The organism is Bradyrhizobium sp. Unk1 (genome assembly GCF_059512345.1).
Genome location: NZ_JCAMOP010000001.1, coordinates 183,599 through 205,989, shown reverse-complemented (window position 1 = coordinate 205,989; position 22,391 = coordinate 183,599). Strand labels below are relative to the sequence as shown.

20 protein-coding genes are annotated in these 22,391 nt (G+C 64.3%); 6 read left to right on the top strand and 14 right to left on the bottom strand.

The window, feature by feature from the left end:
• Positions 1–271 precede the first annotated feature (271 nt).
• The gene (locus AC5ZFO_RS00880) at positions 272–1,495 is read left to right on the top strand and encodes an FAD-dependent oxidoreductase (RefSeq protein WP_282518561.1); all 1,224 of its coding nucleotides are present in this window, start codon (positions 272–274) and stop codon (positions 1,493–1,495) included.
• Between the two features lie 21 nt (positions 1,496–1,516).
• On the opposite strand, the gene AC5ZFO_RS00875 is transcribed toward AC5ZFO_RS00880, so the two are convergent.
• Positions 1,517–2,653, bottom strand: a complete 1,137-nt coding sequence (locus AC5ZFO_RS00875) for a GNAT family N-acetyltransferase (RefSeq protein ID WP_282518560.1) — start codon at positions 2,651–2,653, stop codon at positions 1,517–1,519.
• A gap of 231 nt (positions 2,654–2,884) precedes the next feature.
• Between AC5ZFO_RS00875 and AC5ZFO_RS00870 the strand changes: the two genes are divergently transcribed.
• Both AC5ZFO_RS00870 and AC5ZFO_RS00865 read left to right on the top strand, forming a co-directional pair.
• Positions 2,885–4,171, top strand: coding sequence for an O-antigen ligase family protein (locus AC5ZFO_RS00870; protein WP_282518559.1), 1,287 nt, complete (start codon positions 2,885–2,887; stop codon positions 4,169–4,171).
• Positions 4,172–4,192: 21 nt separating this feature from the next.
• On the top strand, positions 4,193–5,218 hold the full coding sequence (locus AC5ZFO_RS00865; protein WP_496121064.1) for a glycoside hydrolase family 5 protein: 1,026 nt from the start codon (positions 4,193–4,195) through the stop codon (positions 5,216–5,218).
• A 53-nt stretch (positions 5,219–5,271) separates the two neighbouring features.
• On the opposite strand, the gene AC5ZFO_RS00860 is transcribed toward AC5ZFO_RS00865, so the two are convergent.
• From AC5ZFO_RS00860 to AC5ZFO_RS00840, 5 genes are read right to left on the bottom strand one after another with little or no spacing between them, the layout of a single operon-like run.
• Entirely contained in the window at positions 5,272–6,666 is a 1,395-nt protein-coding gene (locus tag AC5ZFO_RS00860) for a four-carbon acid sugar kinase family protein (protein ID WP_282518557.1), read from the bottom strand.
• Positions 6,633–7,841 (bottom strand): ribulose-bisphosphate carboxylase large subunit family protein, encoded by a 1,209-nt coding sequence (locus AC5ZFO_RS00855; RefSeq protein ID WP_282518556.1) that lies wholly within the window; start codon positions 7,839–7,841, stop codon positions 6,633–6,635. Before AC5ZFO_RS00855 ends, AC5ZFO_RS00860 begins: the two co-directional genes overlap by 34 nt.
• Positions 7,842–7,856: 15 nt before the next feature.
• On the bottom strand, positions 7,857–8,396 hold the full coding sequence (locus AC5ZFO_RS00850) for a VOC family protein (protein WP_282518555.1): 540 nt from the start codon (positions 8,394–8,396) through the stop codon (positions 7,857–7,859).
• A gap of 19 nt (positions 8,397–8,415) precedes the next feature.
• Entirely contained in the window at positions 8,416–10,326 is a 1,911-nt protein-coding gene (locus tag AC5ZFO_RS00845) for a TRAP transporter large permease (protein ID WP_404979684.1), read from the bottom strand.
• Positions 10,327–10,331: 5 nt separating this feature from the next.
• Positions 10,332–11,348, bottom strand: a complete 1,017-nt coding sequence (locus AC5ZFO_RS00840; protein ID WP_282518553.1) for a TRAP transporter substrate-binding protein — start codon at positions 11,346–11,348, stop codon at positions 10,332–10,334.
• A 136-nt stretch (positions 11,349–11,484) separates the two neighbouring features.
• Here AC5ZFO_RS00840 and AC5ZFO_RS00835 point away from each other — a divergent pair, with 136 nt between their 5' ends.
• Positions 11,485–12,540 (top strand): LacI family DNA-binding transcriptional regulator, encoded by a 1,056-nt coding sequence (locus AC5ZFO_RS00835; RefSeq protein WP_282518552.1) that lies wholly within the window; start codon positions 11,485–11,487, stop codon positions 12,538–12,540.
• A 299-nt stretch (positions 12,541–12,839) separates the two neighbouring features.
• Here the strand turns inward: AC5ZFO_RS00835 and AC5ZFO_RS00830 are convergent, their stop codons facing one another.
• Positions 12,840–13,571: a DUF3750 domain-containing protein gene (locus tag AC5ZFO_RS00830; protein WP_282518551.1), complete on the bottom strand. Its 732-nt coding sequence runs from the start codon at positions 13,569–13,571 to the stop codon at positions 12,840–12,842.
• A 121-nt stretch (positions 13,572–13,692) separates the two neighbouring features.
• On the opposite strand from AC5ZFO_RS00830, the gene AC5ZFO_RS00825 reads away from it, so the two are divergent.
• Complete coding sequence (locus tag AC5ZFO_RS00825) at positions 13,693–13,953, top strand: hypothetical protein (RefSeq protein WP_071917581.1); 261 nt, start codon at positions 13,693–13,695, stop codon at positions 13,951–13,953.
• 145 nt (positions 13,954–14,098) lie between these two features.
• On the opposite strand, the gene AC5ZFO_RS00820 is transcribed toward AC5ZFO_RS00825, so the two are convergent.
• The gene (locus tag AC5ZFO_RS00820; protein ID WP_282518550.1) at positions 14,099–14,299 is read right to left on the bottom strand and encodes a hypothetical protein; all 201 of its coding nucleotides are present in this window, start codon (positions 14,297–14,299) and stop codon (positions 14,099–14,101) included.
• Here AC5ZFO_RS00820 and AC5ZFO_RS00815 point away from each other — a divergent pair.
• Positions 14,298–17,402 (top strand): DEAD/DEAH box helicase, encoded by a 3,105-nt coding sequence (locus tag AC5ZFO_RS00815; RefSeq protein WP_496121059.1) that lies wholly within the window; start codon positions 14,298–14,300, stop codon positions 17,400–17,402. The two genes, AC5ZFO_RS00820 and AC5ZFO_RS00815, sit on opposite strands and share 2 nt — an antisense overlap.
• A 7-nt stretch (positions 17,403–17,409) precedes the next feature.
• On the opposite strand, the gene AC5ZFO_RS00810 is transcribed toward AC5ZFO_RS00815, so the two are convergent.
• Genes AC5ZFO_RS00810 through AC5ZFO_RS00785 form a run of 6 tightly spaced genes read right to left on the bottom strand, consistent with a single transcriptional unit; the run spans position 17,410 to position 22,360 of the window.
• Positions 17,410–18,384, bottom strand: coding sequence for a tripartite tricarboxylate transporter substrate-binding protein (locus AC5ZFO_RS00810; RefSeq protein ID WP_282518548.1), 975 nt, complete (start codon positions 18,382–18,384; stop codon positions 17,410–17,412).
• 26 nt (positions 18,385–18,410) lie between these two features.
• Positions 18,411–19,124: a GntR family transcriptional regulator gene (locus AC5ZFO_RS00805; protein ID WP_282518547.1), complete on the bottom strand. Its 714-nt coding sequence runs from the start codon at positions 19,122–19,124 to the stop codon at positions 18,411–18,413.
• A 23-nt stretch (positions 19,125–19,147) separates the two neighbouring features.
• A complete protein-coding gene (locus AC5ZFO_RS00800; RefSeq protein WP_166097621.1) occupies positions 19,148–19,888 on the bottom strand; it encodes an SDR family oxidoreductase in 741 nt (246 codons plus the stop codon).
• A gap of 19 nt (positions 19,889–19,907) precedes the next feature.
• Positions 19,908–20,678, bottom strand: a complete 771-nt coding sequence (locus AC5ZFO_RS00795; RefSeq protein ID WP_282518957.1) for an SDR family oxidoreductase — start codon at positions 20,676–20,678, stop codon at positions 19,908–19,910.
• Between the two features lie 15 nt (positions 20,679–20,693).
• Positions 20,694–21,074 (bottom strand): carboxymuconolactone decarboxylase family protein, encoded by a 381-nt coding sequence (locus tag AC5ZFO_RS00790; RefSeq protein WP_014496467.1) that lies wholly within the window; start codon positions 21,072–21,074, stop codon positions 20,694–20,696.
• 47 nt (positions 21,075–21,121) lie between these two features.
• Positions 21,122–22,360 (bottom strand): ABC transporter substrate-binding protein, encoded by a 1,239-nt coding sequence (locus AC5ZFO_RS00785; protein WP_282518545.1) that lies wholly within the window; start codon positions 22,358–22,360, stop codon positions 21,122–21,124.
• Between the last annotated feature and the right edge of the window lie 31 nt (positions 22,361–22,391).

Here is a 22,391-nt window from a genome sequence, read left to right as displayed (position 1 = left end):
GCGTGATGTCATGCCGGTGCACGATGCGGGGCGAAGCCGGCCGGCCTGCGGCGGTTCGAGCATTGGAATGGCCTCTCTGGAATGAATTCGGCAGCTTGGTCTGACGAGACAGAGTACTTCGATGTCGTTCCGAGCAAGGCGCATGCCGCGACGGATGTATCCTGCGACCCGTTAACCTCAATCGCCGGAAATGATCGCGTTTGGCTCTGCGATACGACATCAGGCGAGGGAATTGCACATGGAACCACCGTTAACCGTGGAGCCCTGAACCATGACGACGGATAGACCCGTGACCGAGCCGAGCGATGCAGCTGCGACTGCGGCCATCGTCGCAGACATCGCGATCGTCGGTGGCGGCCTTGCGGGATCGCTCGCCGCATCCGTGCTTGCGCGGGCGGGGCATCGCGTCGCACTCGTCGACAAGCGCGCGGTACATCCGGACGAATTCCGGGTTGAGAAGCTCGGTGGCCAGCAGCTGGAGATGTTCCGCAAGCTGGGTTTCCTCCATGCGCTCGAGAACGTCGCCTGCCGGTATGACCGGGTGCTCAATATCCGGGAAGGCAAGGTCGTCGATATCAGCATCGGCCAGGCTTACGGGTTTTCCTATGCCGGCCTCGTTGCCATGGCGCGCAGCCAGCTGCCTGATCCGTCCAATCTGATCGTCGACGAAGTCACCGCAATCAGCCCCGGCGATGATGTCCAGCATATCGAGCTTGCGTCCGGACGACGCCTTGACGCGCGGCTCGTCGTGCTCGCCACAGGCATGGCGGGCGCTCTCGGCTACAAGCTCGGCATCAAGCGGCGCGTGCTGGCCGAGCGCCATTCGGTGTCGTTCGGCTTCACGATCGCCCGCCGCGACGGCACGCCGTTCGATTTCGAGGCGCTGACCTGTTACGGCGAGCGCACCGCTGACGGCATCGACTATCTCAGCCTGTTTCCGGCGCCTGCGGGCATGCGGGCCAATCTGTTTATGTTCCGCGACCCGACCGATCCGATCATGCGCGAGCTGCGCCGCGAACCGGAAGCGACCGTCCTGCGGCTGCTGCCGGGACTGCGGCCTTACCTCGGCGACTTCCACGTGACCGACAAGGTGCAGAACTGGGTGATGGATCTGACCGTGGTGGAGGGACACCTCCAGCCCGGAATCGTCCTCATCGGCGATGCGTTCCAGACCAATTGTCCCGCCGCCGGCACGGGCGTCGCCCGCCTCTTGGTGGACGTCGATCGCCTTTGCACGGATTACGCGCCGCGCTGGCTCGCAAGCGCCGGCATGGGCACGGAGAAGATCTCGCAGTTCTATTCCGATCCCGACAAGCTCGCGGCCGACCAGCGGTCGCTGAAAATGGCGCGCTTCCGTCAGGCCCTTACGTCCCGCAACGATATCGAATGGGATGTGCGGCGCCGGTTTCACTTCCTGCGGCGCAGTCTCACGCATCGTGTCGATCAGATGCGCCCGGGCTGGCTCGGACGCGTCCGCGGCGCGCTCCGCGCCTGAGCTCCCTCGCTTGCGCTTCGGTTAGCGCGTGGGCGTCGGGGTGCGGGCCGGCGGGAGCCTGAAATCCGACAGCCGCTTGGCCGCCAGTTTGAGCCAGGGAGCCTGCTTCAGCGCGAACAGGCTGATGGCGCCCGCGGTGCTGCCGGCCTGCGTGACCATCCACATCGGCGAGGGCTGGGCGCCGAACAATTTCTTGTACGGCTCGTCGCCAATCGTGAAGTCGAGCATCTGATCGCCGCGCTCGATGCAATCCCTCGCCACTTGCTCGAACATCAGAGAACCCAGGGACTGGCTTTTGTACCCGTCGATATCGAAGGCGCTCATGATGACGAGGAAGCTGCCGCGATGGCACAGTCCGAGCACGGCGGCGATCACGCCGCCGTCCATCTTCATGGCGTAGAGCCGGACGAACGAGCCGAGACCACGGGCCGCCACGTCGGCATAGAAGCTGTAATATTCGGGGCGCTGGAGCAGATCGCCGTCGCCCTGGGCCTGAAAGCGCGGACCACGATATTGCTTCATCGCGTCCATCGCCTCGGAGATCGAGGCGCTGTCGTCGCAGCACGAGAAGCTCAATGCTCCCTTCTTCTGGAGCTGGCGATATTTCTTGGCGAGCTCCTTCTGATAGGAGCGATCCAGCGCGCTGGCACGCCATTGCTCGAACGGGGCGACGAGAACGGTCGCGTAGGCGTTCGTCTCCATCGAGACCCGGCGTGGCGCGCCCAGGAGGCTTTCGATCGGAAGCCGTCCGTCGGGCAGCTTGGTCATGCGGAGCAGGTCGAACGGGCGGACGAGGCGCCTTATCTCCGCGCAGGCCACTTCGTCCTCCAGCAGGCTGGCAAACACCTCGGGACTGCAGACCGGCGCCAGATAGTCGGATACGCGCAAATCGGCGAATTCGATGGTGCGGATCGGGCCGCGGCGGATTCGGAGCAGGGGCAGCACCATCACCAGCGCCCCCGTCGTACGGCGGCGGACCACGACGACCAGCGGCGTCGCGCCTGCATGGGATGCGAGCCTGGCGTAGAGGCTGTCCAGCCAGAGCGGATGCTGAAACGCGGTCGCGGCAGAGCTGTCGAACAGCGCCGCGTATTCCGGAGACAGGAAGTCGAACGCCTGCTCGATGGCGATATCGAATGTATTGCTCGGCTTATTCATGCGTGACCACGGAAACCAGATAACCCGGAGAAGTCGATCGAGCCGGATCCCGCGCCTGTATAGCAGGGTCGTGACGGCCGAGGCACCAGCGGGGTGCGATTTGCATTAACGCATCGAGCAGGGGCCGTATCGTTATCGATCCCCCGAAGTTTCGAGATTTCGTGGTGCCGGGGCTCGGGAGATCAACCCGCAGTAGCAGATAATTAACCAAGCTTAAGGGAAAGTCACCTCATGGCCATCCTGCAGACCGAGAGAGCCTCCGAGGCACTCACGAGCGCGATCTGGAAGACGCGCAGTGCCGGCGTCGAGAAGATCGCCAGGCTCGTCATCTGCGTATCGATCACCGTCAATGTCGTCGCGTCGATGGGGACATTCAATACGGCGATACTGCCGGCGGGACTGACTTATCTGCAACAGGCGGTCGCTCTGTTGATGTGGAGCGTCCTGATCTACGCAAGCGCGTTCGTGCGCCCGCGCCTGCAGCTGGCGTTCAACCCCGATCTGATCGCGCTCCTCGCATTCTACACGTTCGCGGTCGTCTCCGTGTTGTGGACCACTCTGAATGCCGCAGCCATCATGAAGAGCGCCGCTCTTGCAATGACGACGTTTGGCGCGTTCTGTATGATCACGCGGATCGATATCGACGATGTCGTGAAGGCGACGTCCTCCGGGCTCTTCATATTGGTCGCCGCATCGGCGCTTTGCGCACTCGCCGTGCCCGATATCGGGGTAGATCATAGCTGGATGCACAATGGTCAATGGCAGGGCGTCTATGAATCGAAGCAGACGCTGGGCTTTGTCGGCGCGTATCTGATGTTCTTCTCTTGCTACCGGAAGATGACGGGGCAGGGGTGGCTGGCGTTCCTCGTCGCGTTCCTGCTGGCGTCGACCTGCGTCCTCGCGTCGGAATCGCGCGGCGCCGGTGCTGTCGCCCTGGCGGCTTGTGCGCTGCTCGTGACGTCGATGTGGTCGGTCGGCTGCATGAGGCTCTATGCGATCCTGCCGTTCGTCATGTGCATTCTGGCCGGCCTCCTGATCGTCTATTTTTACGCGACGGGCTACGACGCCATCCACATCGGCGATGCGACCGTCAATTTCACCGAGCGGACCTTCATCTGGCACTACGCGATAAGCCATTTCGACGATGCGCCGCTGCTCGGCTTCGGAATCAACGGCTTCTGGACGATCCCGTCGATCTACGATTATTTCGAGCAGAACCATGGTTGGGTGCTCGACAACTATCATAGCGGCTATATCGCGATTCTGATGGAAACAGGATTCCTGGGCTACGTGCTTTTCGCCGCGAGCGTTCTTCTGTTCTCGAACAAGGTTCTCTATTTGATTTCCGCACGATCGATCCACCGGGCGCACTGTGCCCTCATCATCGGATTTGTCGCCCTCAGCTTTCAGACCAATTTCACCGAGACGACGTTCCTTCGCTCGACCATGTTCACGTCGGTGCTCCTGGTGGCCTTCCTCCTTGCAACGTGCAGGCCGGTGCCGGAGACCGATTTCTAACCCTTACCGAATGGAAGCAAGATGACCGCCCCCCGCGCTCGCTGGTCGAGAAGCTTCAATCTTGCCGCAGCGGCTTTTGTCGTCGCATCATTCTTCTCCGACGCCCATGGCGCCGGGCAGGTCGCGCCTCGTGATGCGGCAAGGTTGGGGCGCGGGATCAACATTCTCGGTTACGACGGAATCTGGGAGGGCGGTCAGAACGCGCCGTTCCGTCTGGACAATTTGACGGCGATCAGAAAGGCCGGATTCTCGCACGTCAGGATCAATTTCTTCGGCTTCAAGTTCATGGATCGCGCGAATGTGCTGGATGAGGTCGTGCTGAGAAGGCTTGATGCCGTCATCGAGGAAATCCTCGCCAGGAACCTCGTTCCCATCGTCGACGAACATGACACGCATGTCTGTCAGCGTGATGTATCCGAATGCGGCGAGAAGCTCAGGGCATTCTGGCGGCAGATCGCCGAGCGCTATGCCGGAAGATATCCCAGGCTCGTCTTCGAGGTCTTGAACGAGCCGGGGGGGCAGATGACGTCCGCCAGCTGGAATTCGCTCCTCAACGAATGTATCGGCATCATCCGCCGCACCAACTCCGAGCGGCGGGTCATTGCTGCCGTTCTCAACACAGACGAGATTCCCATCGACGATCTGGCTCTCCCCGCCGACGACAGGAATCTCGTCGTCACCTTTCATTATTACGCGCCGATACGCTTCACGCATCAGGGTGCGCCATGGTCCGAGACGTTCGCGCGCATCGGGCCGCTGGATTGGGGCAGTCCGGACGACGAAGCCAAGGCGGCCGCCGATTTCGACAAGGTCAGCCGGTGGTCGGAGCGAGAGAAGCGCCCGATTTATCTCGGCGAGTTCGGGGTGTACGAAAGGGCTCCATCCGAGAGCCGCCAGAGATACCTGTCGTTCGTGGCGCGAAGCGCCGACAGACGTGGCTGGGCCTGGGCCTATTGGCAGTTCGACCATGATTTCGCGGCCTTTGACAGCGCCCGTCAGGCCTGGAAGCCCGACATCCTGCGCGCCCTGATCCCGCCGGCCCGTTGAAGCAGCAGTTCACGGCCAATATCGGTCTGATCGCGATCGCCTTGCGGTGACGGCTAACCGCCGTCTCTGGCCCGGCAGAACAGATCGATCCCGCCGACCTGTCCGCCCTTGAGCGCGATCTCGATGTTCGCATGCGCGCGATCCGATGATGCGCGATTGAGTGGCGCGCCTTCCGCGAGAGGGGCGATCGCGGTCAGCGCATAAATGCCCATTGCCTGCAGCGCATGGCCGGACGTGTCGCCGCCGGCGACCACGGTGCGAGGGAGCCGCGCGGTTTCCAGAATCGAGTCCAGCGCCTCGCCGAGCCCCGCGCCGATGCGCTCGTTCACGGCGCTCGCCGTTGCGCCGCTCGCCTTGATGGCCGCGTTGAGCGCACCGATGGCGGGATCGTCGGGGCCGCTTGCTGTGATCAGGAGCGCATCGCGTCCCGACGAGAGTGCAGTGAGCGCGCGTTCAGCGGCGCGGCCTATCTCCCTGGTCCATTCAGCCGCGTCGACGGCGCGCGCCGCATCAAGCCGCTCGACGTCGAAGCCGTTGTCCGCGGCATGCGCGATCTGCGCGGCGGTGACGGGTGAGCAGGAGCCGGAGACGCAGGCGATGCGCTCGACGCCGGCAAGGCGCAGATCGGGTTTGCTGTCGGGAATCAGGCCCGCCGACCGCCAATAGGCGACCAGGGCCTGCTCGACACCTTGCGAACCGGCGACGAAGAGCCGCTCGCCGCGATGTTCCCAGATCAGGCGGCCGGCTTCGATCAGCGATGCCTGGTCGAGCACGTCGAGCGAGATGATCTCGGTGCCGGCGCTCCTCGCGCGCATGAGCGCCAGATCCGCGCCGCCATTGACCATGGTGACGAAGTCGATCAGTCCGATCGATCGTGCCGTCTGTCTTGCAAGGTGCCGGCCGAGATCGGACTCGTCCATCGGCGTCACCGGATGACGCGACATGGTCGGGTGCCGGTCGAGACGATGGCCGACGCCATTCACGGCCGCGAACAAATGGCCGAACATCTGATAGCGGCCCATCGCCGGCGATCCCACGAGGAGCGGATGCCAAGCGCCGCCGAGCTGCGGCACCGCGAGGTCGATCGCACGCCCGATCGAGCCGATCTGCGGCGAGGAGTCGAAGGTCGAGCACACCTTGTAGTGCGCGATCGGCGCGCCGATCCCTGCGAGCACCGCGAAAACCGGCGGAAGGTTTTGCTCCATCCAGGCCGGATCCTTCGCGCGCGCCGTGCCGGCGATGCCGATGCCGCGGTAATGCCTGGCGGACGTGAGACGCTCGGGCGTCGGAGTCTCCAGAAAAAGGATTGTCGGCAGGCCCGCGAAGGTGAGGGCCTCCATCGCCGCGGACGAGCCGGTGTAATCATCGCCGTAGAAAGCAACGAGTGGACCGTCGGGCAGGGCAGACGCGCCGCTCACGGCTGCGGACTCGCCGTCGCGGCGTCCCATGCTGCGCGCAAATCGGCAACGCCGGCGGCCGGTCCATCGGGATGGGCGAGAATGCCGCCGCCTGCGGCGAAGATCAGATCTGTCGAGCCGAGTGCGCGCCAGGTAGGTAGCGCCTGAGCCGGCGTCTGGCCCGAGGAGAACACGGGCATCGCGATGCATGGCTTGTGCGCGAACATCGGCGTCAGCGCCGCCTTTGCGGAGACGACCACGCTGTCATCGGTCTCGCTGAACTTGTTGCCGATGCCGTTGACGTGCATGTGATCGGCGCCGGCCAGCCGCCAGATCTTGTGCCACGCCGTATAATCCCAGCCGAGCGCGGGATGACGGTTCAGCGCGCCCCAGCCGTTGCGATGTGCATGAACGGGAAGCTGCGTGTGGCGGCCGAGCTCGACCATGCCGGCGAGCCCGACCGAGTTGATGCTCGCCATCACGCAGGTGCCGCCCTCGCTGAGCACCAGATCATGCCGGCGGCGCATCTGGTCGATCTCGCCGGTGAGGTTGAAGGCGATCATGACCTTCTTGCCGGTTCGATCAGCGTGGTCGTTGACGACGCGCATCACGGCGCGCACGCGTTCGTTGAACGGGCAATAGGCGCCGTCCGATTGCAGCTCGTCGTCCTTGATGAAGTCGATGCCGGCCGCGCACAGCGTGGCGACCAGATTGGCCGTCTCGGTGGGGCTGAGCCCGATGCTCGGCTTGATGATGGTGCCGATCAGAGGACGGTCGCTGACGCCGGTCAGCTCGCGCGTGCCGGCGACGCCGAACTTCGGTCCGGGATAGGCGGCGGCAAACGCGAGCGGCAGGCGCAGGTCGAGCAGGCGCAGGCCGGTCAGCTGGCGCAACTCCCACAGATTGCCGGCGATCGCCGTGACGAGATTGGGCAGTGACGCGCCGATATTGTCGAGCGGCCATGACAACGTCACCCGCGCGCGATTCCAGGGGCCATCGGGGTTGATCGGGCGGGCGACCGGGAGCGACGGCGCGGAAATCGCATCAAGCAACTCGATGCTCTCGACTCGGGCGGCTGCACGCGCTTTCAGCTCCGGCGTTTCGCCGGGCACCGCAACGAACGTGCCGCTCGACTGCTCGCCCGCCATGGTTTCCGCGGCAAGACGCGGATCTTCAGGCGTTTCGATCAGATAGTCGGCTTCGATGCGAACGGGATTTTGCGTCACGGGAGCGCAGACAATCTAGAGCTTGGTAAGATCGGGGAACGGGCGCACGGGGTCGCGCCCGTCCCAGCCTTTGGCGGCTGCGCGGATGAGATCGAACATCTTGCCCTTTGGTCCCGCGACTTCAGACAGTTCGATCACCGTTCCCGGATGATATTCCGTGTCGAAATAGACGAAGCGTCCGCGCGCGCCGACTTCGCCGCTCATGACCGGCTTGAAACCCTCGGCTTCGAGACGGGAGAGATCGGCGTCGTAGTCTTCGGTCCAGTAGGCGACGTGCTGCAGACCCTTATGTCCGGCTTTCAGGAAGTCGGCATACATCGACGGCGCATCGTTGCGGATCTGGATCAGCTCCATCTGCAGCGGACCGGAATTGGCCAGCGCCACCGAATTGTGCGGCTCATAGGCCTTGCCGCGATAGTGGTAGTTCACGATTGGAACCCGCGGATTATAGAACCACGGCCCGATGCCGAGCTCGCGGCTCCAATAATCCATGGCCTTCTCGATGTCGTCAACGACGTAGCCGGCTTGCCGGATCTCACCAAAAAAACGGCTCATTGCATGATTCCCATGATCTTCAGAATTTGAGGAAGCCGATCGACAGCCACGGCACGGCTGCGACGATGGCGAGGCCGATGAAGAGGGCTGCGACATAGCCCCAGATGTGCTTGAGGCCTTCGTCCGGCGATATCTTGCTGATCGCGCAGGCGCCGTAATAGCCGACGCCGAACGGCGGCGCGAACAGGCCGATGCCCATCGCGAGAATCACGACCATCGCATAGTGCACTTCATGCACCCCGGCCTGCTTGGCGATCGGAAACAGCAGGGGACCGAACAGCACGATGGCCGGAATGCCTTCGAGCACGCTGCCGAGCACGACGAAGGCCACAATCGAGATCGCGAGGAAGCCGTAGGCGCCGCCGGGGATCGCCGCCATCGCCTTCGCCAGCTGTTGCGAGAAGCCGGATTGCGTCAGTCCCCAGGCCATCGCCGTGGCGCAGCCGATGATGAAGATGATCGCGCCGGTCAGCGAGGCCGTCTCGACCAGCATGGATTTCAGCCGCCGCCAGGGAAACTGGCGGTAGACCACAAGGCCCATCAGCACGGCGTAGGCGATGCCGATGGTCGAGACCTCCGTGGCAGTGGCAACGCCTTCGACCACGGCAGTGCGGATCACGAAGGGCAGCAGGATGGCGGGCAGAGCGACCATTGTGAGTTTTGCGATCTCGCGCTTGGAGGCGCGCCGCACATGGCTCAGATCCTCATGCCGGTAGCGCCGCCACACCACCACGCAGAGCGCGGTGCCCACGACCAGGGCCGGCAGCAGCCCGCCCGTGAACAGCGCCGCGATCGAGACGCCGGTCACCGAGCCGATGGTGATCAGCACGATGCTCGGCGGTATGGTCTCGGTCTGCGCGCCGGTGGCCGACAGCAGCGCGACGAGGTCGCCGGGCTTGGCGCCACGCCGCTGCATTTCCGGCAGCAGCACGGGCGCGATCGCGGCCATGTCGGCGATCTTCGAGCCGGAGATGCCGGAGACCAGATACATGGCCCCGATCAGCACGTAGGACAGTCCGCCCCTGACATGTCCGAGCAGGCTTGCCAGAAACTGGATCATGGCCCGCGCCATGCCGGTCATTTCGATCAACGCGCCGAGGAAAATGAACAGCGGCACCGCGAGCAGGATCAGGTGCGACATGCCTTCATCGAGACGGCCGACCATCACCATCATCGGTACGCTGGTTGTCAGCGCCAGATAGCCGAAGGTCGCGAGCGCAAAGGAGAATGCGATCGGTACGCCGGCGAACACGTTGGCTGCGACCACGCCGACGAAGAAAATGATGAGGTTGTAGCGTCCGAGCGGGGCGAGCAGCGGTCCGGCAAGCCAGAATGCGGCAATCAGGACGGCGGTGGTGATGAGGGCCGCGACGATCAACGCGGGGCGGTGATGCGTCGCGAGCCGGATCGCGGCGACGACGGCCATCAGGGTCATCCCGACGGGAATTGCGGCTGCGCGCCAGGCATTGCTGATCTCCAGCGCCGGGGTGACGATGACCTGTTCCTCGCTCGCATAATCGAAGGCGGGATGCAGGATCAGCGCCAGCAGGGCTAGGGGCGCCACCGCCGCGATCGTGTCGAGAAAGGTGCGCGCGCCCGGGCCGACATGGCTGACGAGGCCTGTCATGCGCATGTGCTCGCCCCGGCGCAGCGCGATCACCGCGCCCAGCATCGAGAGCCAGAGAAACAGGATCGAGGCCAGTTCGTCCGACCAGATCAGCGGGCTGTGGAAGACGTATCGCATGATGACGCCGGCGAGCATGATGCCGATCTCGACCAGCACGACACCGGCCGCGGCGGTCTCGACCACCGCACCGAGCCAGCGGTCGACGGTGCCCAAGGCGCTCGCAAGCCTGCGCGTGCCCGCATCGGAAGCAGGGTGAGCGGTCGCCGCCAGATAGTCCGTCATCTGATGCTCTGCGATCGTCATCGCGCTCAGGCCAGCTTGCCGACGGCGCCTTCGAGCAGCGCCCAGACTTCGTCGCCGAAGCGGCCTTTCCATTCGCTGTAGAAGCCGCCGTCGCGCAGCTTGGCGCGGAACGAGTCCGGCGAAGGCTTGGTGAAGTTCATTCCCTTGCTCTGGAGGTCGGTCTGCACGGTCGCGTTGAAGGCCTTGATGTCCTCGCGCTGCTTCAAGCCGGCATCGTTGATGGCGTTGCTGACGATGGTCCTGAGGTCGGCGGGAAGGGCGTTGAAGGCGCGGGCGTTGGCGATGAACCAGAAGCCGTCCCAGATGTGGTTGCTGATCGCGCAGTACTTCTGCACCTCGTAGAGCTTCGCCACCTGGATGATCGGCAGCGGATTTTCCTGCGCGTCGACAATGCGTGTCTGCAGCGACGAATAGACCTCGCTGAATTGCAGGCTGGTCGGCGAGGACGACAGCGCCTTGAACATGGAGATGCTGAGCGGAGACACGGGCACGCGGATCTTGAGTCCGTCCATGTCCTTGGCGCTCTCGATCGGCTTGGCGCCGCTGGTGATCTGGCGGAAGCCGTTGTCCCACATCTTCTCGAACGTATGGAGGCCGACCTTGGCCATGGCGGCACGGATATGCGCGCCAAGCCCGCCGTCCATCGCTTTCCAGACCTGATCGTAATCGGCAAAGGCAAAGCCGACCGCGTTGATCGCGGCGACCGGTACCAGGGTCGCGACCACGAGCGCGGAGGGCGTGAAGAAGTTCAGCGCGCCGCTGCGCACCTGGGCGAGCATGTCGGTGTCGCCGCCGAGCTGGTTGTTCGGGAAGATGACGATCTCGACCCGGCCATTGCTCTCCTTGGCGACGCGGTCGGCGGCTTCCTGGGCGCGGATGTTGAGGGGATGCGTCAGCGGCAGGTTGTTGCCGTATTTCAGCGAAAACTCGGCCGCCCGGGCCGGGCGCGAGAGACCGCCGATCAGGCCCGCGGCGGGAAGGGCGGACAGGGCTTGCAGGGCGCGCCGACGGGTCAGGGACATGGGCTTCTCCTCCAACAGCGATTTGATGTTATTTGATGTTTCTGCGACAATGTTGATGCGAAAATTGCGGCTTAGAGCTACCATGTCAAACGGTAATGGTGATGGTTTTTGATGTATTTGACGTTTGGGCCCTGAGATGGACAAGCCATTCGCTCGTTCGCTGAGCCGCATCGTTGACGTGGCGCGCCGGGCCGGCGTCTCCACGGCGACGGTCGACCGCGTGCTCAATCGCCGGCCCGGTGTGCGGGCGATGACGCAGCAGCGGGTGCTCGCCGCCGCGTCCGAGCTCGACTACATGCCGGCCGAGAACCTCCTCGCGGCGATGCGGCCCAAGCCGATGCGGCTGCTGTTCCTGCTGCCGTCGGGCACCAACCGCTTCCTGTCGACGCTCGGGCAGCTGATCGCGCATTCCGACGGCCGGCTCGCGCCGTTCAACGTCCATTGTCAGGTCGACACCATCAAGAGCTTCAATCCCGACCTGCTGGCACGCCAGCTCTGGCGCGCCCGCGACAAGGCCGACGGCATCGCTTTCATGGCGCTCGAACACCCGGTCGTGCGGGAGGCCGTCGATAGGCTTGCGGAGCACGGCGTGCCGACGGTGACGCTGATCTCGGATATCCTGAACGCACGCCGCGCGGCCTATATCGGACTGGACAATCGCTCGATCGGACGCACCGCCGGCTATCTGATCGCGCGCTTTCTGGGCGAGCGTCCGGCCAAGGTCGCGATGATCGCGGGCAGCCGCAGCTACCGCGCGCACGAAGAACGCGAAATGGGCTTTCTGCACGTCTTCGAAGAACTGTTCCCGGCGATCAAGGTCGTAGGCCTGCGCGAAGGTCACGATGACGCCGACCGCAACTATCGCCAGACGCGCATGCTGCTAGGCCAGCATCCGGATCTTGCCGGAATCTACAACATCGGCGGCGCCGCCGACGGTGTCGCTCGCGCCCTGAAGGAAATGAACCGGGCACGCGACGTGATCTTCATTGGTCATGGTCTGACCTCGGATACGCGCAGCTTTCTGCTCGATGGGACGATGGATGCCGTCATCACTCAAAATCAGCTCAACACGATGATGAGCTGTGTCGGCATCTTCGACAATCTGCGCGCCGGCCGCAGCGCCATGCACGGCATCGAGGCGCCGCGCAGCGAGATCATCTTTCGCGAAAATATTCCGGCGCTTGGGGGCTAGCGGCGTATCAACGAGCCATGATCGCTCTGGATCATATCGGCTGGCATGATCGCCACGATGCAATTCTGCCAGTGTTTTGCCCGACGAGTCAAACGGCCGCAGCCTGGTGAAATCTGGGCTCGTCCGGCGGCTCAATTTGCGTTTCAGGAGGGAGGCCGCGCGCTCTGCGCCCGCGGGACGATTCAACCAAACATCGTCTCGACTTAAGCCGTGCCACCGCGACCAACCGGCCAATGGCGGTTCTACTGTGCATGGGGTTGTTTTTCAGTTTTTTGTTTGGCGAGGCGCCGGCGGGCGCTCTACAGGCCAGCCGCGACGCCCAGGCGGCCGATCCCGGGGAGCTTGAGCGCCGGCCGCCGGATGTCGATGCCCAGCACCGCGCCGAAGAAATTGATCTCGAACCCTTCGACCCAGCCGATCGTCATGCCGAGGTAACCCGACAGCGAGGCGTAGGCGCCGGTGCGGGAAGGGGTGATGCCGGCCCAGCGTCCACTGTACGGATAGTCCTTGCCGACCGCGGTGGGTGGAAGGATGGCACGAAGCTCGGGAACGGCGTCCAGCGCCGCCTGCACGAAGGTGTTGGAATTCGGCCCGGGCCAGGCGCTGTAATCGCCGTAGGCGCGGAACTTGTAGGTCTCGACGACGTGGCGGATCTTGGGGATCAGCGCTTCGGCCCGCGCGCCGTCGACCGCCACGACGGTTTCGGGCATGGCGCCGAACCAGCGGCCGTCGGGTGCAAATCCGTTGCTCCGGATCGGGTCGCCCCACGCCGTGTAGTCGTACCGGCTGTAGGTGCTGGCACCTTTCTCCTTGACGACGATCCAGCTGTGGACGGCGAAAATGCTGCGCCACCGCACCGTCCGCGCGGCAAAGACCCGGATCAGCGCGTCCGGATTGGCGGATGCCGGCGGCAGCAAGCCGGCGCTCGAGCGATCCGCCGTCTGCCAATTGCCCCGGCCATCGCCGAACAGATAATAGCGCCCGGTCGACAGCCCGATCGGCACGAGGATCAGCAGCAGGAAGAGAATCAAGAGTTTCCTCAAGGGCGGACACGGTCAGGCAGGGCGATGCGATTAATATAGTTCGCCCGCGGGGTCGCGCCAGCACGCTTCCGCTCTTGCATTTGGGAGGTGCGCCCCCATGTTCCCGATTATGATGAAACTGTCCCTCATCGAAGACCAGGCCATCCAGGCGCGAATCGCGGGCATCGCGGGCGCCGAGACGTTCGATCGCATCTTCGCCGGCATCCGATTCGACGAGATCGACGGCAATCTGCTGTTCGCCATTGCCAGGGACGAAGACTGCGCGAGCGAGATCGAAGACGAATTCTCGCACCATCTCGCGGTGGTTGCGACTCAGGTTCTCGGACAGAGCGTCGACGTGGTCGTGGTGCTGCCGAAAGTCCTGCAATAGGCCTTATTTTGGCGTGCAGGCCGGTCGTCCGGGCTTGCGTCTCTGCTTTTCAACGCAATCGCGAAATTGTAATGACGTCATTGGGCGCTTAGGCCCGATGTGCGTTATCGACCGAGCTCACGGGAGGGCTCGTCGGCGCACGCCTCTATTTGCGAAACAAAGTTGGATACAAATTGGCGCCTACCAGGAAAGCCCGGACCGCGACCGGCGCGACAAAGACAAAGGCCAGCTCTAAGAGCAAGAGCTCGAAAAACCAGAGCTCAAAGAGCAAGGGCTCGAAAGGCAAGAGCTCTAACAGCAAGAGCTCGTCGCGTTCTACGGTCTCGTCTTCATCGCCGCTCGGCATGCTGGCGCTGCATCTGCGCGAGCAATGGGAGAAGTCCGGCCGCGACGGCCTCGTGTTCCTCTGTGACAATGAGAACAGGGCGGAGCGGTTGGGCGGCGTGATCCACGCGCTCGACCCTTCGGTCGACGTGCTGGTGTTCCCGCGACTGAACAATCTGCCATTCGATGGTCTGGAGCCGTCGCGCGAGATCGCGGGCAGGCGGAGCTCGGTGTTGCGGCGCCTCGCCAAGGCCAAGAAGCCGGTCTTCCTCGTATCGACCGCAGAAGCCATCATGGAGCGGCTGCCGCTGCCGGCGAGCTGGTCAAAGACCAGCCTCAGCCTGAAAGTGGGCGCGGCCTATTCGGAAGCCGAGCTGGAGAGCCGTCTGGAAGCTCTCGGCTACGACCTCGATGAAGAGGCGGAATATCCGGGCGGCGTCCTGTTCCACGGCAAGACGTTCGAGGTGTTTCCCGCGGGCGGACTTGGTCCTTTCAGGATCGAACATTCCGGCGGCGTGATCCGTAAGATCGTTGCCGTCGATCCGGTCGAGCATGAGGTCGTCTACGAGACCAGGGAATTGCTGATCGATCCGATGTCCGAACAGATTGCGCTCGGAGGCAAGCGCGGACAGCGGGCGACGCTGCCGGATTATTGCGCTCGCGCGCGGTGGATCGTGGATGCCGGCGTGCTGGGCCATGCCGATATCTGGCTGGGCACCATCGAGGAGGCCGCTGGCCGCAGGGATGCGGAGCGCGAGTATCTCGGACGGGCTGACTGGAAGCGGCTGAAGAAGCGCATCAGCGTGCTTCCGCAAAAATCGGCCTTCACGCCGACGCCCGATTTCTCGAAGGCCTCTTCGCCAAGAAAGATCCTCCGCGCATTTATTGACGACATGCAACGCGCCGGGTCGCGGGTGCTGTTCGTCGCGGCCGTCGAGGATGACCTTCGCGCGATGGAGCGGATGAGCGGCATCAAGGCGGAGCGCTGTGCCGATTGGAGCGAGGCGACCGAGGGACGCGATCGCGAAACAGCGTTCCTGGCCGACTTCGATGCCGGCTTCGTCGGAGCCGGCCGCAAGCCTCTCGTCATCGTCACCGCGTCCGACGTGCTCGGCAGCAGAGCCCATCATCCGCAGCCCATGGCGAGGGCCTGGACGGCCGCGTTCGATCATCCTGACGTCGCGGAGCGCGGCGCGGCGGTGGTGCATTTGCAGCGTGGGCTCGCTCTGCTCGACGGCTTGCAGACCCTCGCCATGGGGACGGGATCGCGGCGCGAGATGGTCAGGCTTGCGTTCGCGGGAGACAACGCCGTTCTCGTGCCGCCGGCCGATCTTGCCTTGATCTGGCCGTATGCGGCCGAGCCCGGCAAGCTGGCACGCGACAAGGCGGACGGAAGCACATGGTGGGCGCGGCGGACCGAGGCCGAGGCGGAGATTCAGGTCGCCGCCAGGGCGCTCGCAAAGCACATCAGCCAGCGCCACCGCCGCCGCGCGCCGAAACTGGTCGCACCCGGGCCGCTCTATGAAAGGTTCGTTGCGCGTTTTCCGTATTTCCCGACCGTCGATCAGGCGAAGGCCATACAGGACGTGCTCGATGATCTCGCGGCAGGTCATCCCATGGACAGGGTGGTGTGCGGCGACGTCGGATTTGGAAAGACCGAGGTCGCGTTGCGCGCGGCAGCCGCGGTGGCGCTGTCCGGGAAACAGGTGGCGATCGCGGTGCCGACCACGGTCCTGGCGCGGCAGCATGTCGAAACCTTCCGCAAGCGCTTCGGTCCTCTCGGTATCGACGTCGGAAGCCTGTCGCGAGCGACCTCCGGCCCGGAGACGCGAGGGATCAAAGAGGGCTTGCGAAGCGGCAGGCTGAAAGTCGTTGTCGGCACGCAGGCGCTCTCTGCAAAGGATGTGAAGTTCGCCGATCTTGGCCTCGTCATCATCGACGAAGAGCAGCACTTCGGAGCGGCGGAGAAGGCGAAGCTTTCAGGGCTGGCAAAGAATGCCCATACGCTCTGGATGAGCGCGACGCCCATCCCGCGCACGCTCGCTGCTGGTCTTGCGGGCTTCCGGGATCTCAGCGTGATCGCAACGCCGCCGGTTCACCGGCTTCCGATCGTGACCAAGATCGCTCCGCTTTCGGATGCGGCCATCGCCGGAGCATTGCTCCGCGAGCGGCGGCGGCATGGACAGAGTTTTCTGATCTGCCCGCGCATCCAGGATCTGGAGCCGATGCTGGCGCGCGTGCAATCATTGGCGCCCGACCTCCGCATCGTCTGCCTTCATGGCAAGATGCCCGTCGACGACCTCGACGACCGCATGATGAGTTTCGTCGATGGCGAGGCGGACGTCCTCCTGGCGACCAACATCGTGGAAAGCGGTCTCGATATCCCGCGCGCGAATACCATCGTGGTGTGCTGGCCCGAAAAGTTCGGCCTCGCACAGCTCCATCAGCTCAGGGGGCGGGTGGGGCGCGGCGGAACGCGCGCCTTCGCCTATCTGCTGACGGAGTCGACCTCGGAACAGTCCGAGAAGCGCTTGGCCGTCCTCGAGGAGTTCAGCAAGCCCGGCGCCGGCTTCGCCATCAGCGAGCGCGACCTGGACCTCAGGGGCGCCGGCGATCTGTTTTCCGAGCAGCAGTCCGGGCACGTGCAGGTGTTCGGACCGGTGCTCTACAGTCATCTCCTGAAGCTCGCCTCGGAAAGAGTGAACGACTCGGGCGCCTTTCTGTGGGTGCCCGATCTCAATCTGCCTGTCGGCGACATGTTGCCTGAAGGTTATGTGCAATCGGAAGCAATGCGGCTCGAGATCTATGGTCGCGCCGCCAGATGCCGGAGCGACGACGATCTGGAAGACCTTGAGGAGGAGACCTCGCGCCGTTTCGGCAGGCTCCCGCCGGAGGCGCGCGATTTCTTTGCGGCCGCAAGGCTCAGGATCGATTGCAAGCGGCGCGGCATCGTCAGGCTCGATGTCGGGCCCGAGGCCGTCGCCGCGACTTTCCTCCCCGGGCGGCTGCGGAAATCCAGAGCGCGATCGCTCCAGCGCGACGGCGATCGTGTCGTCTGCGCCGCCCGCGGGCACGCGGACCCGTTCGGCCGGATCGAGGAATTCCTGGAGCTTCTGGACGAGTGAGGCAGGCCTACTGCGGCTCGATTCCGGCTGCCTTGATGATCCGGCCCCATTTGGCGATCTCCGCCTTCAGGAAGGCTTCGAGGGCTTGCGGCGTCGCGCGCTCGGCCTCGACCGGAGCCATGCTGAGCTCGGCAAAGCGGCTGATCAACGCGGGGTCTTTGAGCGCCGTCTGCAGCGCGCCGACGAGCTGGTCGATCACGAGCTTCGGCGTGCCGCGCGGCGCGTAGAGGCCATACCAGGTCGTCACATCGAACTCGGGAACGCCGGCCTCGGCCGAGGTCGGCACGCCAGGCAGTGTCGCGACGCGCGTCTTGCTGGTGATCGCGTAGCCCTTGATCGTGTTCGACTGGATGTAGGGCGTCGGTCCCGTCGCGGGATCGCAATAGACGTCGATATGGCCGGCGATGACGTCGTTTAGCGCGGGCCCGCCGCCCTTGTAGTAGATTTGCGAGAGTTTCGTATCGGTGGTGCTCATGAACATCAGGCCGCAGAGCTGCGAGGCCGAGCCGAGACCGACATTGCCGAAGGTCATCTTGTCGCCCTCGCTGCGGATGCGCGCGATCATCTCGCCGAGATCCTTGGCCGGGAAATTCGGCCGGGCGACCAGGATCATCGGGACATCAGTGACGAGCCCGATCATGGCGAAGTCGCCGACGGGATCGAACGGCAGTTTTGCGTAGAGCGCGGGCGCAGTGGCCTGGCCGACATGCATCAGGAGCAGCGTGTAGCCATCAGGCGCGGCCTTGGCGACGCGGTTGGTGCCGAGTGTTCCGCCGGCGCCGACGACATTCTCGATGACGATGGACTGCTTCAGCGTCGCGCTCATGGCGTTGCCGAGAATTCGCGCGATGACGTCGCCGGGGCCGCCGGCGGAGAAGGGCACGATCATCGTGACCGGGCGGGTGGGGTAGTCGTCTGCGATTGCCGCGCCGCAGGGCGAGAGCAGGAGACACAGGATCAGCGATCGTACCAGAGACAACATCGAACACTCCCTGAATTCTTGTTTTTCTAGTCGTCGGAAGGCGCCGCCTCCTTGGCGGCGTTTCGTTCAATCATGTCGAGCGCGGCCACCGCAGCCGCATTGATGTGATCGACACAGCAGCGCTCGGCGAGATCTGGATCGCCGTTCTGGATCGCGCGCCAGATCGCGGTGACCTCGCGCAGGCTCTTGTTGATCCGTTTCGGCTGCGACATCGACGTGATCCGCAACAGCTGGATCCGGTCGTGCAGCGGCTTGAGCATGCGCTCGATGAAGGCGTTACGGCATCCACCGATCAACGCGGCGTAGAAGTCGGTCTTGGCTTCGAGGCTCCCGACGAGGTCCTGCTTGGCTGCGGCCGCCTTCAGTCGCGTCAGGGCTTCCCCGATCCGCCGAGCCACTTCCGGATCGTGGAGTCTGGCGCATTCGCGGCCGGCGAAACCTTCGAGCACCGCGCGCGCCGCGTAGAGCTGCCGGGCTTCTTCGAGGCTGATCGTGGAGACCACGGGGCCGCGGTGCGGCACGATGTTGACGAGGCCGTCGGCTTCGAGGGCACGCAGTGCTTCACGGATCGAGGGGCGGCTGACGCCCATCATCTCGCAGAGCTCGCGCTCGACCAGGCGCTGGCCCGGTTTGAGTGTTCCGGACATGATCGCCTCGCGAAGCTTTTGCGCGACCATCGCCCGGACGGTCGGGACGTCCTCGATGCGGAGTGTCGACTGCAATTCGCTACGTCTTTCCATGTCCGGACCCTGGTTGGGAAAAGTCAGTACCGGTTTACAGGCAGAATCATCATTTCGGCAATTTGAACGTGCGCGGGCTGGTCCAGGGCGAAGACGATCGAACGGGCAATATCGGCAGGCTCGAGCGCCATCCTGAACTGGTCGAAATAGTCCTTTTCCTTCTGCCTGTCGCCGCGGTAGCGGGTCAGGATGATGTTGGTCCGGGTCAGGCCTGGCTGGAGCTCGGTGACCCGGATCGCGGTTTCCGCCAGCTCGCCCCGCAACGTCTCGGTGAACATGTGCACGCCCGCCTTGCTGGTGCTGTAGGCGGCCATATCCGGGACGATCCGGACCGCATTGATGGAGCTGATGTTGACGACATGGCCGGCGTTGCGCCTGACCATGTCGGGCAGGATCGCGCGGGTGACGCGCATCAGGCCGATCAGATTGGTCTGGATGATGTTGGACCAATCGTCGGCGGAGCCGGCATCGAACCGCGTCCGCCCGCCGATATCGTGCCCGGCGTTATTGATGAGGACGTCGACCGGCTTGAACTGCGCGGGAATGGCGTCCGGCAGGCGATCCACGGCCTGCCCATCGCTAATGTCGAGCTGGATCGGAAACACCGCGTTGCCCGCCGTGGATGCGAGTTCCTGAAGCGCCTTGGCGTCGCGATCGACCAGCACGACGCGGCGGCCGCTTTCCAGCAAGGCCTTGGTGATGGCGCGTCCCATGCCGCCGGCGGCACCCGTCAGCACGACGCTCTGGCCCGATTGTTCAGTCATCGCAACACTCCCAATGCTTTCATGCGACCGACCAGCCGCCGTCGATCGGCAGGCTGGCGCCGGTGATGTCGTTTGCCGCGGACCCACAGAGAAAGACGACCATGGCGGCGACCGCATTCATTTCGATGAAACGCTGCGTCGGCTGGCGCTCGCCGAGATATTCCTTGGTCACGTCGTCGACCGGACGGCCGCTGTTCGACGCGATCGTCGCGATCTTGTTCAGGATCGCAGGCGTCGGCAGCGTGCCGGGGCAGAGCATGTTGCAGGTGATGCCGCTCCGCGCGGTCTCGATCGCCACCGCGCGGGTCATGCCCGAAATCGCAGTCTTGGTGGTGACGTAGTCGATGCGGTCCTCGACCGCGCGGCTCGAATAGATCGAGCCCATGCTGATGATCCGGCCCCAGCCGCGCTGCTTCATGGCCGGCAGCGCCAGGCGGATCAGATGGAACGGCGCCGACAGATTGACCGCCAGCGCCTGCTCCCAGCGATCGGGCGGAAATTGCTCGATGGCGGAGAAATGCCTGACCACGGCGTTGTTGACGAGGATGTCGATGGCGCCACAGCGGTCGAGCAGATCGGCCATCATGCCCTCGATCGCCTCGCGCCGGGACAGATCGACGCCGGCGGCGATGACTTCGACACCGAAGCGGGCGCGGAGATCTTCCGCGGCCTGTTTCGGCGCGACGAGATCATGAAGGACGATATTGGCGCCCGCGCCGGCAACGCCTTCCGCGACGGCGAGGCCAAGGCCCGCCGTCGCACCGGTCAGGAGTGCCCATTTGCCCTTCATCGTCGTCACGCTCCGTTATTTCTTGTCGAGCTCGGCGAAGACTTCCTTCGCGTTCCGGAACGCATCCACGCCGGCCGGAACGCCGCAATAGATCGCGACCTGCATGAAGACCTCGCGGATTTCCTCCTTGGTGGCGCCGTTGGCGAGCGCGCCGCGGACATGGGTCTTCAGCTCGTGCGGACGGTTGAGCGCGCAGAGCATCGCCAGATTGAGGAAGCTGCGGGTCTTGCGCGTCAGGCCGTCGCGGCCCCAGACGTAGCCCCAGCAATACTCCGTGGTGAGGTCCTGCATCGGACGGTTGAACTCGTCCGCGGATGCGATCGCCTTGTCGACGAACTCGTTGCCGAGCACGCTCTTGCGGATTTCGAGCCCGCGGTCGTAGGTCGCCTTGTCCATGTTGTTCTCCGTTTCTCCTTCGGACCTTGTCTAGGTCAGTTCTCAGTTCAGGTTTTGGGCCAGAACGGCTGCGCCAGCGCGAGCTGGGGTGGGAACACCGTCACCGGCACGCCGGACTGCCACTGCACGATGGTCACGCCGGCGCCGACGCGGCGGCCCTTCTCGTCGAACTTGATCTCGCCCAGCGGATAGTATTTCGAGGGGCCGGCATCCATGGTGCGCAGCGCCTCGCCGACGGCGACGCGGTCGGCCTTGCCGGCCTTCTCGAGCGCGTCCTTGATCACCCACATGTCGCCATAGGTGGAGATCGCGTTCTGCGTCATCCACGGCTCCTTGTAGCGGGTCTTCAATTCGGCGATCAGGGCCTCGTGGCCCTTGGCGCCCCAGCTTGCGACGCAGGTCAACACGCCCTGGAGCAGTTCGGGGCTCACGGTCTGCAGCATGTCGGGCTCGGCGATCGCGATGCCGAACGAGATGGTCGGAATCTTGCCCTGGCCGAGGCCGAACTCGTTCATCTTCTCGAGCAGCAGCTTCGCGTCCGAGATCACCGTCGGCAGGAAGAACAGCAGATCGGGTTTCGCCGAACGGATTTTCTGCACCAGCGACGTCGCATCGGCCAGCGGCGGCGTGAACGTCTCGTCGACGATCAGCTGCAGCTGGTTCTCCGCCAGCAGGCCTTCGCGCATCGCCTTTGCGGAAGCGATCGAGGCCCCCGTGTTGTCGGTCAGGATCGCGACCGTCTTCGGCCGCCTGCCGGAGGCGGTCTCCGCCAACTTGATGATCTGCGGCAACGCCTGCCGTGCCTGCGAACCTGCGGTGGCCGCGGTCTGGAATACGTATTTGAAGCCGCGGTCGGTGATCAGGTCGGAATAGGAGAGGGTGAGGACGGGCAGGCTGGCGCGCTCGGTGACTTCTGTCACCGCGAGCGTGAATGAGGACAGGTATGCGCCGCTGGCCGCGACCAGATCGGTCTCCTGCGCGACCATGCGCTGAGCGGCGTTCTTGGCCTTTTCCGTGGTGTCGCCGGAATCGAGCACGACCAGCTTCAGCTTGGCGCCGCCGAGCGCCTTGATGCCGCCTTGCGAATTGATGTGGTCGACCGCCATCTCGGCGCCCTCACGCATCACCGTTCCCGGGCGGGCATAGAGGCCAGAGATCGGCACCAGCAGGCCGACCTTCACTTCCGCCGGTTGCTGCGCCCAGGCGGCACGGGACGCGATCAGCGTGCCGGAAGCGCCGGCCAGTAGAGTTCGCCTTGAGATCGTGATTATGCTCTTTGCAGTCATGACAATTCTCCTCCCTGAAAAATTGCGCGGC

What these genes read in the sequence shown, in the direction of transcription:
- AC5ZFO_RS00790 (WP_014496467.1), bottom strand. Translation starts at nt 21,074, where the DNA reads ATGGACAAGGCGACCTACGACCGCGGGCTCGAAATCCGCAAGAGCGTG.
- AC5ZFO_RS00810 (WP_282518548.1), bottom strand. Translation starts at nt 18,384, where the DNA reads ATGTTGTCTCTGGTACGATCGCTGATCCTGTGTCTCCTGCTCTCGCCC.
- AC5ZFO_RS00865 (WP_496121064.1), top strand. Translation starts at nt 4,193, where the DNA reads ATGACCGCCCCCCGCGCTCGCTGGTCGAGAAGCTTCAATCTTGCCGCA.
- AC5ZFO_RS00795 (WP_282518957.1), bottom strand. Translation starts at nt 20,678, where the DNA reads ATGAAGGGCAAATGGGCACTCCTGACCGGTGCGACGGCGGGCCTTGGC.
- AC5ZFO_RS00835 (WP_282518552.1), top strand. Translation starts at nt 11,485, where the DNA reads ATGGACAAGCCATTCGCTCGTTCGCTGAGCCGCATCGTTGACGTGGCG.
- AC5ZFO_RS00785 (WP_282518545.1), bottom strand. Translation starts at nt 22,360, where the DNA reads ATGACTGCAAAGAGCATAATCACGATCTCAAGGCGAACTCTACTGGCC.
- AC5ZFO_RS00845 (WP_404979684.1), bottom strand. Translation starts at nt 10,326, where the DNA reads ATGACGATCGCAGAGCATCAGATGACGGACTATCTGGCGGCGACCGCT.
- AC5ZFO_RS00850 (WP_282518555.1), bottom strand. Translation starts at nt 8,396, where the DNA reads ATGAGCCGTTTTTTTGGTGAGATCCGGCAAGCCGGCTACGTCGTTGAC.
- AC5ZFO_RS00820 (WP_282518550.1), bottom strand. Translation starts at nt 14,299, where the DNA reads ATGCCGAGCGGCGATGAAGACGAGACCGTAGAACGCGACGAGCTCTTG.
- AC5ZFO_RS00840 (WP_282518553.1), bottom strand. Translation starts at nt 11,348, where the DNA reads ATGTCCCTGACCCGTCGGCGCGCCCTGCAAGCCCTGTCCGCCCTTCCC.
- AC5ZFO_RS00880 (WP_282518561.1), top strand. Translation starts at nt 272, where the DNA reads ATGACGACGGATAGACCCGTGACCGAGCCGAGCGATGCAGCTGCGACT.
- AC5ZFO_RS00815 (WP_496121059.1), top strand. Translation starts at nt 14,298, where the DNA reads ATGCTGGCGCTGCATCTGCGCGAGCAATGGGAGAAGTCCGGCCGCGAC.
- AC5ZFO_RS00825 (WP_071917581.1), top strand. Translation starts at nt 13,693, where the DNA reads ATGATGAAACTGTCCCTCATCGAAGACCAGGCCATCCAGGCGCGAATC.
- AC5ZFO_RS00860 (WP_282518557.1), bottom strand. Translation starts at nt 6,666, where the DNA reads ATGGGACGCCGCGACGGCGAGTCCGCAGCCGTGAGCGGCGCGTCTGCC.
- AC5ZFO_RS00800 (WP_166097621.1), bottom strand. Translation starts at nt 19,888, where the DNA reads ATGACTGAACAATCGGGCCAGAGCGTCGTGCTGACGGGTGCCGCCGGC.
- AC5ZFO_RS00875 (WP_282518560.1), bottom strand. Translation starts at nt 2,653, where the DNA reads ATGAATAAGCCGAGCAATACATTCGATATCGCCATCGAGCAGGCGTTC.
- AC5ZFO_RS00805 (WP_282518547.1), bottom strand. Translation starts at nt 19,124, where the DNA reads ATGGAAAGACGTAGCGAATTGCAGTCGACACTCCGCATCGAGGACGTC.
- AC5ZFO_RS00870 (WP_282518559.1), top strand. Translation starts at nt 2,885, where the DNA reads ATGGCCATCCTGCAGACCGAGAGAGCCTCCGAGGCACTCACGAGCGCG.